At 73.1% G+C, this 15,579-nt stretch carries 10 protein-coding genes; all 10 read right to left on the minus strand.

Annotated features, from left to right (window positions below):
* Positions 1–344 precede the first annotated feature (344 nt).
* Complete coding sequence (locus ABZ714_RS31655; RefSeq protein WP_358828799.1) at positions 345–2,048, minus strand: proline--tRNA ligase; 1,704 nt, start codon at positions 2,046–2,048, stop codon at positions 345–347.
* A 78-nt stretch (positions 2,049–2,126) separates the two neighbouring features.
* Entirely contained in the window at positions 2,127–2,696 is a 570-nt protein-coding gene (locus ABZ714_RS31660; RefSeq protein ID WP_358828800.1) for a GNAT family N-acetyltransferase, read from the minus strand.
* 249 nt (positions 2,697–2,945) lie between these two features.
* On the minus strand, positions 2,946–3,791 hold the full coding sequence (locus ABZ714_RS31665) for a GNAT family N-acetyltransferase (RefSeq protein ID WP_358828801.1): 846 nt from the start codon (positions 3,789–3,791) through the stop codon (positions 2,946–2,948).
* 156 nt (positions 3,792–3,947) lie between these two features.
* Complete coding sequence (gene ispG / locus ABZ714_RS31670; protein WP_358828802.1) at positions 3,948–5,105, minus strand: flavodoxin-dependent (E)-4-hydroxy-3-methylbut-2-enyl-diphosphate synthase; 1,158 nt, start codon at positions 5,103–5,105, stop codon at positions 3,948–3,950.
* A 190-nt stretch (positions 5,106–5,295) separates the two neighbouring features.
* Positions 5,296–6,597: a site-2 protease family protein gene (locus ABZ714_RS31675; protein ID WP_358828803.1), complete on the minus strand. Its 1,302-nt coding sequence runs from the start codon at positions 6,595–6,597 to the stop codon at positions 5,296–5,298.
* On the minus strand, positions 6,594–7,850 hold the full coding sequence (gene dxr / locus ABZ714_RS31680; RefSeq protein ID WP_358828804.1) for a 1-deoxy-D-xylulose-5-phosphate reductoisomerase: 1,257 nt from the start codon (positions 7,848–7,850) through the stop codon (positions 6,594–6,596). The genes ABZ714_RS31675 and dxr overlap by 4 nt, the downstream gene beginning before the upstream one ends.
* 290 nt (positions 7,851–8,140) lie before the next feature.
* Positions 8,141–10,090 (minus strand): acyl-CoA dehydrogenase family protein, encoded by a 1,950-nt coding sequence (locus ABZ714_RS31685; protein WP_358828805.1) that lies wholly within the window; start codon positions 10,088–10,090, stop codon positions 8,141–8,143.
* Positions 10,091–10,685: 595 nt separating this feature from the next.
* Complete coding sequence (locus ABZ714_RS31690; RefSeq protein WP_358828806.1) at positions 10,686–12,131, minus strand: aldehyde dehydrogenase family protein; 1,446 nt, start codon at positions 12,129–12,131, stop codon at positions 10,686–10,688.
* Positions 12,132–12,287: 156 nt separating this feature from the next.
* Entirely contained in the window at positions 12,288–13,274 is a 987-nt protein-coding gene (locus tag ABZ714_RS31695; protein WP_358828807.1) for an EamA family transporter, read from the minus strand.
* Between the two features lie 596 nt (positions 13,275–13,870).
* Positions 13,871–15,490 (minus strand): PucR family transcriptional regulator, encoded by a 1,620-nt coding sequence (locus tag ABZ714_RS31700; RefSeq protein ID WP_358828808.1) that lies wholly within the window; start codon positions 15,488–15,490, stop codon positions 13,871–13,873.
* Between the last annotated feature and the right edge of the window lie 89 nt (positions 15,491–15,579).

The raw sequence follows: 15,579 nt of genomic DNA on the forward strand, positions 1-15,579 counted from the left end.
GGGGTTGTCGTCGCTGTCGCGGCCGAGGCCCTCGACGGGGCGGTGGAGTTGCCGTCGCCCGCGTACGGCAACCCCTCCTCACCGCCCTCGCAGCGGGACGGGCCTTCGCAGGGGCGGCGCCGGGGAGAGCGTTCAGGGGCGCGGGGAACGGCGCGCACGGCCACCGGCGGGGTGCGGACCGCCGGCGGCATCAGGGCGCCGGGCGCGGCCCGGGTAGTTCGGGCGGGCGGTGCCCCGGAAAGCCGAGGCGCCGGGGGTCCCCCAGCGCCGAAGGAGTAGGGGGCGGAACCGCGCGAACGGCCTCCCGCGGCCCCGGGGCGGTGGACGCGCCCGGGGCCCCGGTCTCAGCTCGCGGCCGTCAGCCGGGCGATCGCGTCGGCGAGCGGAAGCTCCTCGCGCTCGCCCGTCCGGCGGTCCTTCAGCTCCACGACGCCCTCGGCCACCCGGCGGCCCGCGACCAGGATCTTCGGCACGCCGATCAGCTCGGCGTCGGTGAACTTGACGCCCGGGGAGACCCCGGGGCGCTCGTCGACCAGGACCCGCAGGCCCGCCGCCGCGAGCTGCTCGGCCGCGTCGAGGGCGAACTCCGTCTGCGCCGCTTTGCCCGCGGCCACCACATGGACGTCCGCCGGGGCGATCTCGGCGGGCCAGCACAGGCCCTGCTCGTCGGCGGTCTGCTCGGCCAGCGCCGCCACCGCGCGGGAGACCCCGATGCCGTACGACCCCATGGTCACCCGCTGGGGCTTGCCGTTCTGGCCGAGGACGTCGAGCTGGAAGGCGTCCGCGTACTTCCGGCCGAGCTGGAAGATATGGCCGATCTCGATGGCCCGGTCCAGCTTGAGCCCGGTACCGCAGCGGGGGCAGGGGTCGCCGTCCTCGACGACGACGACGTCGAGGTACTCGTCGACCTCGAAGTCACGGCCCACGACCACGTCGCGGACGTGGAAGCCCTCCTTGTTGGCGCCGGTGATCCACGCCGTCCCGGCGGCGATCCGCGGGTCGGCCAGATAACGGACCTTGTCGAGCCCCTGCGGGCCGACATAACCGCGGACCAGGTCGGGGCGGCCGGTGAAGTCCTCGGCGGTGACCAGTTCGACCTCGGCCGGGGCCAGGTGCTCGGTCAGCTTGCCGAGGTCGACCTCGCGGTCGCCGGGGACGCCGACGGCGACGATCTCGCCGTCGACCTTGACCAGCAGGTTCTTCAGGGTCGCCGAGGCGGGCACCCCGAGATGGGCCGCCAGGGACTCGATGGTCGGGGTGTCGGGGGTGTCCAGCTCCGCGGCGGCCGGGTGCTCCACGGCCCCGGCGGCGGGCGCGGTGAACGTGACGGCCTCGGTGTTGGCCGCGTACTCGCAGGCGGTGCAGTGGACGAAGGTGTCCTCACCGGCCGCGGCGGGCGCCAAGAACTCCTCGGACGCCGAGCCGCCCATCGCGCCGGAGACCGCGGAGACGATCCGGTGGTCCAGCCCGAGCCGCCGGAAGATCTTGATGTACGCCGCGCGGTGCAGGGCGTACGCCTCGGTCAGGCCCTCGTCGGTGGTGTCGAAGGAGTACGAGTCCTTCATCAGGAACTCACGGCTGCGCAGGATGCCCGACCGGGGCCGCGCCTCGTCCCGGTACTTCGTCTGCACCTGGTAGAGGATCACCGGCAGGTCCTTGTAGGACGTGCACTGGTCCTTGACCAGCAGGGTGAAGATCTCCTCGTGCGTGGGGCCGAGCAGATAGTCGCCGCCCTTGCGGTCGTGCAGCCGGAACAGTTCGGCGCCGTACTCGGTCCAGCGGCCACTGGCCTCGTAGGGCTCCTTCGGCAGCAGGGCGGGCAGCGACACCTCCTGGGCGCCGATCGCGTCCATCTCCTCGCGGACGACCCGGGTGATGTTGTCGAGGACGGTCTTGCCCAGGGGCAGCCAGGACCAGATCCCGGCCGCGTTGCGCCGGACGTAACCCGCGCGGACCAGGAGTTTGTGGCTCAAGGTCTCCGCGTCTGCCGGGTCGTCGCGCAGTGTCTTGACCATCAGACGGGACATGCGCTGGACCTGGGCTGCCATGGGAATCTCCTGCGTGAACGACCTGCGTGAAGAAGGTGATGTGCAGGAGGTTAGCCGGGGGGCGGGGGCGGGCGGAAATCAGTTGCCGCGCGACAGCGGCAGCGGGGCGCCCATCACGGCGTACGGACTGGGCGCGCTGGGGAAGACCACCCGGCGGGCGAGATCCCGGTAGCCGAGGCTCCGGTACAGCTCACGGGCGGGGGAATCGGTGTCGACGGCGGAGAGGATGGAGCGGGGTTCGGCGGCGCCGTCGGTGAGGGTCGTGATCAGGGCCCGGCCGATCCCGCGCCCCTGGAAACGGGGGTGGACATGGAGTTCGGTGATGACGAACGCGTCGTCCAGCCAGCCGTCCAGGCCGTCCCGGCGGAGATACGGCTCGACGACGGTGGACCACCAGTGGGAGCGGTCGTTGGGCATCCCGTAGACGAAGCCGACGAGCCGCCCGGTGTCGGTGAGGGCGGCCAGGGCCCGGGCGCCGGGCTGGCGCAGATGCCGCTCGACGATGGGGCGGCGGACCTCGATCTCCGCGTGGGTGAGGCCGAAGGCGAGGGACTGCACCATGAGGGCCTCGTCGAGGCGGGCGGCGAGATCGGCCGGTCCGACGGTGACGGCGGGGAAGTGCGGGACGCCTCCGAGGTCTGATGCCATGCGCGCACCCTACTGTCCGCCCCGGACCGGGGCGCGGCGCGGGGGCACGGCACCGCGCGGCGCCTCCGGCGGGACCCCGGACGGCCGGGCGGTACGGGGCCGGAGGCAGTCGGCGCGTACGGGACGAGCCTCGGCAATCGGCGCGTACGGAACAGGCCGCGCCGTCACCCGGCCGGACCGGGCGGGCAAACCGGGTAGCCGGAGCCGTACGACCCGGGTGCGCGACCGGACCTCACCCCGCCCGGGCGGTCAGAACAGCACGCTCATGAAGGCGCCCACCTCGCGGAAGCCGACCCGGCGGTACGCGGCCCTGGCGGGGGTGTTGTAGTCGTTGACGTACAGGCTGACGAGCGGGGCGACGTCCGCGAGGGCGTACCGGAGTACGGCGGCCATGCCCGACTCCGACAGGCCCCGGCCCCGGTACTCGGGGTCGACCCAGACGCCCTGGATCTGGCACGCCTGGGTGGTGGCGGCGCCGATCTCGGCCTTGAAGACGACCCGGCCGTCCTCGATCCGGGCGAAGGAGCGGCCGGAGCCGACGAGTTCGGCGACCCGGGCCTGGTAGAGGAGCCCGCCGTCGCCCGCCAGCGGGGAGACCCCGACTTCTTCGGTGAACATGGCCACGCACGCGGGCATGATCACCTCCATTTCGTCCTTGCGGACCCGGCGGACGTACGGATCGGGCTCGATGTCGGCGGCCGGGCCCTCGGCCACCATCAGCGGCTGACGCGGGCGGATGTCGCGGGCGGGGCCCCAGCTCGGTTCGAGCAGCCGCCACAGCTGGGCGGTGGGGCCGGCGGGGCCGACGACGGAGGAGCAGCGGCGGCCGGTGCGGCGGGCCCGGTCGGCGAAGGCGCGGACGGCCTCGGGGGTGGCGCAGACGGGGACGAGGTTGGCGCCGGAGTAGCAGAGGGAGCGGAGCCGTCCGCCGGTGTACCAGCCCCACATCTCGCCGCCGAGCCGCCAGGGGTCGAGCCCGGCGACCTGGACCCGGGACGTGACAAAAGCATTCTCCACGGGCTCGCTCTCGAGCACGGCCAGCGCCGCCCCGAGGTCACCGGGTTCGAGGACCCGGGTGGTGGTCTGCGTCAACACGAAGGGGCCTCACCGTACGGTCTGCTGATCTCCGCACTGTACCCGCCGGGTGGGGCGGGTGCCGAGCGCACGAACGGGCCCCGGGGGCGCGCAGCGCCCGCGAGGCCCGTCGGTACGGGGCTCCCGTGGTGACCGGGCCGGGGCCCGGATCCGGCGTTACGCGCCGATGGCCACCGTCGGCTCGCCCGAGGGCACGCCGTCCTTCTCCATCTGCTCGGCGATCTTCATCGCCTCCTCGATCAGGGTCTCCACGATCTTGGACTCGGGGACGGTCTTGATGACCTCGCCCTTGACGAAGATCTGGCCCTTGCCGTTGCCGGAGGCGACCCCGAGGTCGGCCTCGCGGGCCTCGCCGGGGCCGTTGACGACACAGCCCATGACGGCGACCCGGAGCGGCACCTCCATCCCGTCGAGTCCGGCGGTGACCTCGTCGGCCAGCTTGTAGACGTCGACCTGGGCGCGGCCGCAGGACGGGCAGGAGACGATCTCCAGACGGCGCTGGCGGAGGTTGAGCGCCTCCAGGATCTGGATGCCGACCTTGACCTCCTCGGCGGGCGGGGCGGAGAGGGAGACCCGGATGGTGTCGCCGATGCCCTCGCTCAGCAGCGCGCCGAAGGCGACGGCGGACTTGATGGTGCCCTGGAAGGCCGGTCCGGCCTCGGTGACGCCGAGGTGGAGCGGGTAGTCGCTCTGGGCGGCCAGCAGCCGGTAGGCGTTGACCATGATCACGGGGTCGTTGTGCTTGACGGAGATCTTGATGTCGCGGAAGCCGTGCTCCTCGAAGAGCGACGCCTCCCAGAGGGCGGACTCGACCAGCGCCTCGGGGGTGGCCTTGCCGTACTTCTGGAGCAGCCGCCGGTCCAGGGATCCGGCGTTGACGCCGATCCGGATCGGGGTGCCCGCCGCCCCGGCGGCCTGGGCGATCTCCTTGACCTTGTCGTCGAACTGCTTGATGTTGCCGGGGTTGACCCGGACCGCGGCACAGCCCGCGTCGATCGCGGCGAAGACGTACTTCGGCTGGAAGTGGATGTCGGCGATCACCGGGATCTGGGACTTGCGGGCGATCACGGCGAGGGCGTCGGCGTCGTCCTGGGTGGGACAGGCGACCCGGACGATCTGGCAGCCGGACGCGGTCAGCTCCGCGATCTGCTGCAGGGTGGCCCCGATGTCGGATGTCCTGGTGGTCGTCATGGACTGGACCGACACGGGTGCGTCACCGCCCACGGCGACCGATCCGACCTGGATCTTCCGGCTGACACGGCGGTCGGAGAGCTTGGTGGGAACAGAAGGCATACCGAGCGAAATCGCGGTCATCAGTAGTGCAACCCCATGGTGTGGACGTGGCCCCGTAGTACGGCGGGCTCAGGCCATCGAGGTTACGGCACCGGTGTACGGCCGGGCACATCGCGCGCCCGAACCGCCCGAAGGTGACGGCGACCGAGCGTCTGTGCGCCCGGTCGCCGGTGGCCGGTCGACCTCGAAAAACAAACCGGTCAACCGCCGATCAAGTGATTTTGACCGGATTGACGATGTCGGCGACCAGAACCAGCAGGGTGAAGCAGATGAAGACGCCCGCGACGACATAGGCGACGGGCATCAGTTTCGCCACGTCGAAGGGTCCGGGGTCGGGCCGCCGGAAGAGCCTGGCGACATTGCGGCGTACGGATTCCCACAGGGCGCCCGCGATATGCCCGCCGTCCAGCGGCAGCAGCGGCAGCATGTTGAAGAGGAAGAGGGAGAGGTTGAACCCCGCGAGCAGCATCAGGAACATCGCGAAGAGGTTCTGCGCCGGGGCGTCGAGGGTCATCACCTCACCGCTGATCCGGGCCGCGCCGACCACGCCGACCGGGGAGTCCTCGGCCCGTTCGGCGTCGCCGAACGCGGCGTTCCAGAGGTCGGGCACCTTGGAGGGCAGGGCGATGATCGACTCGACGCCGTTCTCGATCATGCCGCCCATCCGGTCGACGGAGTCGACGAAGGAGAGCGGCAGGATCTCGGTACTGGCGGCGAAGCCGAGATATCCGGCCGGGATGTACTCGCCGGGGACGACCTCGCCGTCGGCGTCCTTCTTGGCGACCATGTTCTCGCGCAGGGTCGCGTTCAGGACCAGTTCCCGGCCGTCGCGGTCGACGGTGATGGTGGCCGGTCCGATGGTGTCGCGGATCCGGTCGGAGAGGGTGGCCCAGTCCTTCACCGGCTGTCCGTTGAAGGCGGTGATGGTGTCCCCGGCCTTCAGCCCGGCGGCCTGGGCGGGCGAGACCGGGTCGGAGGGGGCGCAGGTGTCGCGGTCGGCGCTCTGCGAGATCACGCACTTCTGCACCCCGGCGACCTGGGTCGTCTGGGTGGCGAACCCGAAGGTCATCGAGACGCCGAGGAAGATCGCGACGGCGAGGACCAGATTCATGAACGGTCCGGCGAACATCACGATCACGCGCTTCCACGGCTTGCGCGTATAGAACAGCCGGGTCTCGTCGCCGGGGCGCAGCTCCTCGTAGGCGGCGGTCCTGGCGTCCTCGATCATGCCCCGCCAGGGGGAGGTGGACCGGGCCTCGATCCGTCCGTCGGCGCCGGGCGGGAACATCCCGATCATCCGGATGTAGCCGCCCATCGGGATGGCCTTGATGCCGTACTCCGTCTCGCCCTTCTGCCGGGACCAGACGGTCGGGCCGAAGCCGACCATGTACTGGGGGACCCGGATGCCGAAGAGTTTGGCCGTCGAGAGGTGGCCCAGTTCGTGCCAGGCGATGGAGAACAGCAGGCCGACGGCGAACATCACAATGCCCAGGACCGTCAACAACATCGTCATGCGCGCGCCTCCGCGATGGCCTTCGCCGCCAGTTCCCGGGCCCGGGAGCGGGCCCACTCCTCCGCTTCGAGGACGTCCTCGACCGTGAGCCGGGTTCCCCTCGCGGGGGTCCCGTGCTCGGTGACGACATCCGTGACCGTATCCATGATTCCGTTGAACGGCAGCCGGCCCGCCAGAAACGCGTCGACGCACTCCTCGTTGGCGGCGTTGAAGACGGCGGGCGCGGTGCCGCCCGCGGCGCCGACCTGCCGGGCCAGCCCGACGGAGGGGAACGCCTCGGTGTCCAGGGGGAAGAACTCCCAGGTGGAGGCGGTGGACCAGTCGAAGGCGGGGGCGGCGTCCGGGATCCGCTCGGGCCAGCCGACGCCGATGGCGATCGGGCCGCGCATATCGGGCGGGGTGGCCTGGGCGAGGGTGGAGCCGTCCATGAACTCGACCATGGAGTGGACGTACGACTGGGGGTGGACGACGACCTCGATCCGGTCGAAGGGGATGTCGTAGAGCAGATGGGCCTCGATCACCTCCAGGCCCTTGTTGACCAGGGTGGCGCTGTTGACGGTGATCACCGGGCCCATCGCCCAGGTGGGGTGGTCCAGGGCGTCGGCCGGGGTGACGGCCGCCAGTTCCTCGCGGGTCCGGCCTCGGAAGGGGCCGCCGGAGGCGGTGACCACCAGCTTGCGTACGTCGGCCCGGGTTCCGGCGGCCAGCGCCTGGAAGAGGGCGGCGTGCTCGGAGTCGACCGGGATGATCTGGCCCGGCCGGGCCAGCTCCTTGACCAGCGGCCCGCCGACGATCAGGGATTCCTTGTTGGCGAGGGCGAGGGTACGGCCCGCGGTCAGCGCGGCGAGCGTCGGCGCGAGGCCGATGGAGCCCGTGATGCCGTTGAGCACGGTGTGGCACTCGGAGGCGGCGAGCTGGGCGGCGGCGGTCGGCCCGGCGAGGATCTCCGGCAGCCGGTCGGTGCCGTACTCGGCCGACAGCGCCTCCCGCAGGGCCGGTACGGCGTCCTCGCGGGCGACCGCGACGGCCTCCACCCGGAGCTTCCTGGCCTGCTCGGCGAGGAGTCCGGGCCGTCCGCCCGCCGCCGAGAGGGCGGTGACGCGGAACCGGTCCGGATTGCGCAGGACGAGGTCGATGGCCTGGGTGCCGATGGACCCCGTGGCACCGAGGACGACGAGGTCCCTGGGGCCCGTACCCGGGTCGGGCGCGAAGACGGTATGGGGGTCGGCCAGGGGGGATGGGCTGTCGCTCATCCCCCCATTGTGTCGGCTACGGCTGTGTGCCGGTGCGGCCCGGGTCCCGGCCGGGCGCGGCGGGCCGCCGCGCGGTACGGTGCCGGGCCGCCGTACCACCCCGGACAGCGGGTGCCGCGGGTGCCGTACGGCTCCGGGAGCGGCCTGGGTACGGACTCCGGCCCGGGATTCCGTACGGCCTGCGGCCCGGGATTCGGTACGGGCTCCCGGCGGGGACTCCGTACGGGATCCGGGCGGGGACTCGGTACGGTCCGCACCCGCGCCCGCGCGCGGCGGCCGGGTCCGGCCGGTCAGGGAATCGGCCGGTGGACGTTGTCGCGGCGGGACGGGCCGGGGGCGGCCTCGGCGATCCAGGGGGCGTCGCCGCTGGGATCGATCACACCCTCCTCCAGCCAGGTGTACGCGCCCGACAGCACCCGGGCGACCACCTTGCGGTCGAGGTCGTCGGTATTGGTCCAGAGCCGGTCGAACAGCTCCTCCACCCGGATCCTGGACTGCCGGCAGAAGGCGTCGGCCAGCTGGTACGCCTCCCGGCCGTGCCCGTCGCCGTCGCCGCGGAGCAGTTCGGCGCGGACACAGGCGGCGCTCATCGCGAAGAGCTCGGCGCCGATGTCGACGATCCGCCCGAGGAAGCCCTGCTTGCTCTCCATCCGGCCCTGCCAGCGGGCCATCCCGAGGAAGGTGGCGCGGGCGAGCCTGCGGGAGGCCCGTTCCACGTACCGCAGATGGGTGGCGAGATCGCGATGGCCCGAGGGGTGGAACTCCTGGTACGAGGTGGGCAGCCGGCCCGGCCCCGCGACCAGCTTCGGCAGCCAGCGGGCGTAGAAGGCCCCGGCCTGCGCCCCCGCGCGCGCCTTGTCGCCGAGCGTCTTGTCGGGGTCGATCAGATCCCCGGCGACCTTCAGATGGGCGTCGACGGCCTCCCGGGCGATCAGCAGATGCATGATCTCGGTGGAGCCCTCGAAGATCCGGTTGATCCGCAGATCGCGCAGCAGTTGCTCGGCGGCGACGGCCCGTTCGCCCCGGGCGGCCAGCGAGTCGGCGGTCTCGAAGCCCCGGCCGCCGCGGATCTGGACCAGTTCATCGGCCATCAGACAGGCCATCTCGGAGCCGTAGAGCTTGGCGAGGGCGGCCTCGATCCGGATGTCGTTGCGGTCCTCGTCGGCCATCTGGGAGGCCAGGTCGACCACGGCCTCCAAGGCGAACGTGGTGGCGGCGATGAAGGAGATCTTGGCGCCGACGGCCTCGTGGCGGGCGACGGGCCTGCCCCACTGCTCCCGGACGGCGGACCACTCCCGGGCGATCTTCAGACACCACTTGCCCGCGCCGACGCACATCGCGGGCAGCGACAGCCGTCCGGTGTTGAGGGTGGTGAGGGCGATCTTCAGACCGGCGCCCTCGGGGCCGATCCGGTTGGCCGCCGGAACCCGGACGTGGTGGAAGCGGGTGACACCGTTCTCCAGACCGCGCAGGCCCATGAAGGCGTTGCGGTGCTCGACGGTGATGCCCTCGCTCGCCGCCTCCACGACGAAGGCGGTGATCCCGCCGGGGTGGCCCTCGGACTCCGGTACCCGGGCCATCACGACCAGGAGGTCGGCGACGACGCCATTGGTGGTCCAGAGCTTCACCCCGTCGATGACGTAGTCGTCGCCGTCGGGTACGGCGGCGGTCGCGAGCCGGGCCGGGTCGGAGCCCACATCGGGCTCGGTGAGCAGGAACGCCGAGATGTCGTGGCGGGCCAGCCGGGGCAGGAAGGCGTCCCTCTGCTCCTGGGTACCGAAGAGCTTCAGCGGCTGCGGTACGCCGATCGACTGGTGGGCCGAGAGCAGCGCGCCGATCGCCGGGCTGGCCGAGCCGATCAGGGCGAGGGCCTTGTTGTAGTAGACCTGGGTGAGGCCGAGGCCCCCGTACTTGCGGTCGATCTTCATCCCGAGGGCGCCCAGCTCCCGCAGCCCGTCGATCACCTCGTCGGGGATCCTGGCCTCGCGCTCGATCAGGGCGCCGTCGACGGAGGACTCGCAGAACGCCCGCACCCGGGAGAGGAACTCCTCGCCCCGCCGGGCGTCCTCGCCGGACGGCAGGGGGTGCGGATGGATCAGGTCGAGCCGGAACCGGCCGAGGAACAGCTCCTTGGCGAAGCTCGGCTTGCGCCAGTCCTGCTCGCGCGCGGCCTCGGCGACCCGCCGGGCCTCGCGCTCGGTGACCTTGGGGGGCCGGTTCTTCTCCAGTGGTGCGGTCATGAGGTCCACCTCGCCGCGAATCGGGTGCGGGCGTCTGGTCGGGGCGGCACCGCGCCGGGGCCGGGCCTCGGGCCGACGCGATGCCGGGCCCGATTCCGCATTCCGCCTACCGGCCGGTGCTACTGACTCGTACTCCTTCGTACTACCCGATGCCCGGCGGGTCCACCATCCCTCCGGACCCGGTGGAGGTACGGGGCGTCGCGGGACCCCTGCCTCTCCGGGGTGCGCCGGGCGCCCTGCGGGCCGTCGTGGGCTGGTCGCGCGGTTCCGCCCCCTGTGCCTTCGGCGATGGCGGGACCCCCAGCGCCCCTCAATGCCTCCCCAGCACCGTTCCTGATCAGGGCCCCGGCCCCTGGTGAGAGGGGCCGCCTCTGGGCAAGGGGGGCGAGGAGGGCAACCCAGGTGGCGCTGGGGGTCCCCCACGCCGCCAGGCGTAGGGGCGGAACCGCGCGAACAGCCACAGGCGGGCCGCAGACCGCCGACAGCACCGGGCTGCCGGGCGCGACCCGGGTAGTTCGGGCGGGACCCCGGTGGACGACGACGGCCGGAGCCCCCGCACAGCGGGCTCCGGCCGTCGGTCCGGGCGGGACGGGTCTCAGAGGGCCAGGCCGGTGAGGACCAGGACGCGCTCGTAGGTGTAGTCGGCCATGGCGTACGCGACGCCCTCCCGGCCGACACCGGACTGCTTGGCGCCGCCGTACGGCATCTGGTCGGCCCGGTAGGACGGTACGTCGCCGATGATCACGCCGCCGACCTCCAGCGCCCGGTGGGCCCGGAACGCGGTCTGCACGTCATGCGTGAAGACACCGGCCTGGAGCCCGTACACCGAGTCGTTGACGGCGTCGAACGCGGCCTGCTCGCCGTCGACCCGGGTGATGGTGAGGACCGGGCCGAAGACCTCCTCGCAGGAGATCGTGGTACCGGCCGGGACCTCGGCGAGCACGGTCGGCGCGTACGTGGCGCCGTCGCGCTTGCCGCCGGTCAGCAGGGCGGCTCCGGCGGCCACGGCCTCGTCCACCCAGCTCTCGACGCGCCGGGCGGCGTCCTCGCTCACCAGCGGGCCGACGTCGGTGGCATCGTCCGAGGGGTCTCCGGTGACCTGGGCCTCGACCGCCGCGACGATCTTCGGGACGAGCCGCTCATAGACGGAGGCGTCGGCGATCACCCGCTGGACGGAGATACAGGACTGGCCGCCCTGGTAGTTGGAGAAGGTCGCGATCCGGCTCGCGGCCCAGTCCAGGTCGGCCTCGGACGCCCAGTCCGCGAGGACGACGGCCGCGCCGTTGCCGCCCAGCTCCAGGGTGGTGTGCTTACGGGGCACCGAGTCCATGATCGCGTAGCCGACGGGCCCGGAACCGGTGAACGAGATCACCGGCAGCCGCTCGTCGCGCACCAGGGCGGGCATCCGGTCGTTGGGGACCGGCAGCACCGACCAGGAACCGGCCGGCAGGTCGGTCTCGGCCAGCAGCTCGCCCAGGACCAGCGACGAGATCGGGGTGGCCGGGGCGGGCTTGAGGATGATCGGCGCGCCGACGGCGATCGCCGGGGCGACCTTGTGGGCGCTGAGGTTGAGCGGGAAGTTGAACGGCGCGATCCCCAGCACGACGCCCTTGGGGATCCGGCGGGTGAGCGCCAGCCGCCCGGTGCCGCCCGCGTCGGTGTCCAGCCGCTGCGCCTCGCCGCCGTTGAACCGGCGGGCCTCCTCGGCGGCGAACCGGAACACGGAGACGGCCCGGCCGACCTCGCCCCGGGCCCACTTGATCGGCTTGCCGTTCTCGGCCGAGATCAGCCGGGCGATCTCCTCGGTGCGCTCGGCGAGCCGGCGCGAGACGTGGTCGAGGGCGGCGGCCCGGACGTGCGCGGGGGTCGCGGCGAACTCGTCCCGTACCGCGTGGGCGGCGGCCACGGCCTCCTCGACCTGCGCCTCGGTGGGTACGGAGACCGTGCCGACGAGCCGTCCGTCCCACGAGTTGGTGACGTCGAACGAGGTCTCACCGGTGGCCTGGCGGCCGGCGAGCCAGAAGGCGTGGGTGGAGGTCATGTCCCGGCCCTTCCGAGGTAGGAGATGGGGTGTGCGGTTGGTGACCCCACGGTAGGTCCGCGGACGCGCGGGGTCGCTTGTCCGGGGTGGAGTGATCGGCTCCGGGGACGCTACGCATTGGAGCGTCCCCGGTGACGCGTGGTCCGGCCCGGCCGGTCAGCCGCGCCGTTCGGTACTGACGATCAGACAGACCGCGGCCACCACGATCCCGCCGCCGAGCAGGATCGGCCAGGTCACGGGCTCGCTCAGAACCACCGCGCCGAGCAGCACGGCGACGACCGGATTGACGTAGGCGTAGGTCGCCACCAGGGACAGCGGGGCGGTGTGCAGCAGCCAGGCGTAGGCGGTGAAGGCGACCAGGGAGCCGAAGACGATCAGATAGCCCAGGGCCACCCAGGAGCGGGTGGAGACCTCCGCGACGGAGAAGCCGATGTGCTCGCCCCGGCCGAATCCGACGAGCGCGCAGCCGATACCGCCCGCGACCATCTCGTACGCGCTCGCCGCGAACGGGTTCCCGGGCATCGGCAGCCGGGACGAGAAGAACGACCCCACGGACCAGCTGAGGGTCGCCGCGATCACCACCAGGACGCCCCAGAGCCGGACGTCGCCGCTGAGACCGGGCAGGGTGAGGACGGCGAGCCCGGAGAGCCCGATGACCACCCCGGCGTACGCCCGGCCGCCCGGCCGCTCGCCGAAGCCCCGGCGGAGTACGACGACCCAGGCGGGCACGATGGCGACCAGCAGGGCGGCCAGGCCGGACGGGATGGCGGTCTCGGCGAGCACAACCAGACTGTTGCCGCCGAGCAGCAGAAGCAGCCCTATCAGCGCGGCGGACCCGAGCTGGGCCCGGTCGACCTTGAGCGCGGCCGTCCCGCCCCGCCAGGCGACGATCGCGGCGAGCAGCAGCCCGGCGACGACGAACCGGGCGCCCGCCGAAAGGAACGGCGGCATCGTCTCGACGGTGACGGCGATCCCGAGATAGGTCGACCCCCAGACCACGTACACGATGGCGAGGGCGCCCCATACGGCACCACTGATCCGGCGCCTGGGCGCGGCGGGCACGAGCGGTTCGAGCCCGGTGACGGGCGGGACGGGCGGGACGGGCGCGGCGGCCGGCGACGAGGCGCGGACGGGTCGGGTCATCGAGGTCCTTCACGGATACCGGCCCACGACCGGTCGACGCCGGGCGCGGGAGGGGGGACGGCGGACCGGCAGGATCACGGTCGCCCGTCAGCAACGAAGAGGACTTTAGGTACTGACACCCCCCGCTGCCAACCCCTTTTGCCCGCGATCGGACCCGCCCGCCGTCGCGACCTGGTCGCGTAGTTCCTCGCGCCTCCTGCCCCGTCGGGAGAGGTGGCACCAGCGCCTCGGCCCTCCCGGGCACCGCTACGACTACCCGGGCCGTGCCCGGCGGCCTGATGTTGTCGGCGGCCTGCGGCCCGCCTGCGGCTGGTCGCGCAGCTCCCCGCGCCCCTGAATGCTCTCCCCGGCACCGCCCCTGAAAGGGGCCCGCCCCCTGGCAGGAGGGACCCGCCTCTACGAGGGCGGCGACAAGGGCGACCAGGGGCGCTGGGGGTCCCCCCGTTGCCGAAGGCATAGGGGGCGGAACTGCGCGACCAGCCACCCAGGGTCCGCGGACCGCCGACCGGGATCAGCGGCAGGGCGTGGTCCGGGCAGTCGGGGCGGTGCTCCGGAGGGCCAAGGCGCCGGGGGTCCCCATCGGGCAGACGCCCCCGTCAGCGGGCCGCGGGCTGCTCCGTGGCCTTGAGGGCGAGCCACAGCTCCATACGGACGTCCGGGTCGTCGAGCGAGCGGCCCAGGATCTCCTCGACGCGCCGCATCCGGTAGCGCAGCGTATGGCGGTGCACACCGAGATCGGCCGCGGCGGCGTCCCACTGGCCGTGCCGGGAGAGCCAGGCCCGCAGGGACGCCACGAGGTCGCCGCGCCCGGTGGCGTCGTGCGCGTACAGCGGGCGCAGCAGCCCGTCGGAGAAGGCGCGGACGGCCTCGTCGCCGAGGAGTGGGAGGACGGACCCGGCGACGACGTCGCCGTATTCGACCAGGGCCCGGCCCCGGCGGCGGGCGACGGAAAGGGCCTGCTCGGCCTGGTGGTACGCGGTCGGCGCGGCGCTCCCCCCGGTACCGGCCCCGACGGCGGGCCCCGCCGCGGACACCCCGATCCGCAGCGGCCCGGGGTCGGCGTCGGGACCGGCGACGGCACCGGCGGCCCGGCCGGCGGCCAGTACCGCTCCTTCGTCGGCGGCGAGGACCAGCAGCCGTCCGTCCTCGTCCCGTACGGCCAGTACGGGTTCGGCCGCCCGCGCGGCGGCCGTCTCCAGCGTCTCCGCCAGGGACCTCAGCGCATCCTCCCCGGACCCGGACCCCGACGCGGAGGGCCCGTCGGCCGGCTCCGCGGGTGCCGCGATCAGCAGCCGGAAGGGCGCGTCGAGCAGCTCCCCGTAGATCTCGCCCGCGACGGTCCGGGCGTGCCCGGCCTCGCCCGCCAGCAGCATTCGCAGCACCGCCGCGCCGATCCGCTGCTCGGCCCCCTGGAGGGAGCGGGAGCGTTCGGTGGCCAGGGTGAGCAGGGCGACGGCGGAGTGGACGGCGTACCGTTCGGCGGTTCCGAGGGGCGCGCCGGTGCCGACGGCGAGTGTGCCCCGGACCCGGCGGCCCGCGCCCAGGGACTGCAGTTCGACCCGGTCGTCACCGCCGCCGGTGTCGGCGACGACGGCACTGGCGGGCACGGAGCCCTCCCGCAGCCGTTCCACGTCGGCGGTGTAGCGGGCGGCCCGCCGGGCCGCCCAGTCCGGGGAGACGGCGACGACCGCGCCGGAGGCGTCGTAGAGGGCCGCCCAGCCGTCGACGTATCCGGCGAGCCGGGTGACGACTCCGGCGGGGCCGTCGGCGAGCGCGGCCCGGGTGAGTTCCCGCTGGGCGGCGAAGCCCGCGGTCACCGCCCGGTACTGATCGGCGGCGATGGCGGCGGAGACCGCTTTGCTGATGGCGAGGAAGGGGGTTCTGCGGGGCACGGCGAGCAGCGGGAAGTCCGCCTCCCGGGCCGCGTCCAGGAGCGCTCCGGGCACGTCGTCGTGGTGCACGCCGACGGCGAATCCGAGCCCGACCACCCCGGCGTCGGCCAGCCGCCGCACATAGCGCCGCATCGCCTCCGGGTCGTGGACGTCGAGGGTGATCGCGGTGACGAGCAGCAGCTCGCCGCCCTCCAGGTAGGGCACGGGGTCGGCCAGCTCGCTCACATGCGCCCAGCGCACCTCCCGCCCGAGCCGCCCCTCCCCGGCCCGTACGGAGAGTTTGAGGGCGGAGTGCTGGACGAGCGCGGCGAGTGTGGGGGGCATGGGACCGGGCCCTTCGGACGGAGTGCGCCGGTGGGGACGTCCGGCCATCGGCGATACGCCGTCGCGTATGAACGGCTCCCCCGATTCTG

It is taken from the genome of Streptomyces sp. NPDC006798 (genome assembly GCF_040635975.1).
Taxonomy (GTDB): domain Bacteria; phylum Actinomycetota; class Actinomycetes; order Streptomycetales; family Streptomycetaceae; genus Streptomyces.

Coding starts and splice junctions, on each gene's coding strand:
- ABZ714_RS31690 (WP_358828806.1), bottom strand. CDS start 12,131: ATGACCTCCACCCACGCCTTCTGGCTCGCCGGCCGCCAGGCCACCGGT.
- ABZ714_RS31695 (WP_358828807.1), bottom strand. CDS start 13,274: ATGACCCGACCCGTCCGCGCCTCGTCGCCGGCCGCCGCGCCCGTCCCG.
- ABZ714_RS31675 (WP_358828803.1), bottom strand. CDS start 6,597: ATGACGATGTTGTTGACGGTCCTGGGCATTGTGATGTTCGCCGTCGGC.
- ABZ714_RS31660 (WP_358828800.1), bottom strand. CDS start 2,696: ATGGCATCAGACCTCGGAGGCGTCCCGCACTTCCCCGCCGTCACCGTC.
- ABZ714_RS31685 (WP_358828805.1), bottom strand. CDS start 10,090: ATGACCGCACCACTGGAGAAGAACCGGCCCCCCAAGGTCACCGAGCGC.
- ABZ714_RS31700 (WP_358828808.1), bottom strand. CDS start 15,490: ATGCCCCCCACACTCGCCGCGCTCGTCCAGCACTCCGCCCTCAAACTC.
- ispG (WP_358828802.1), bottom strand. CDS start 5,105: ATGACCGCGATTTCGCTCGGTATGCCTTCTGTTCCCACCAAGCTCTCC.
- ABZ714_RS31655 (WP_358828799.1), bottom strand. CDS start 2,048: ATGGCAGCCCAGGTCCAGCGCATGTCCCGTCTGATGGTCAAGACACTG.
- dxr (WP_358828804.1), bottom strand. CDS start 7,850: ATGAGCGACAGCCCATCCCCCCTGGCCGACCCCCATACCGTCTTCGCG.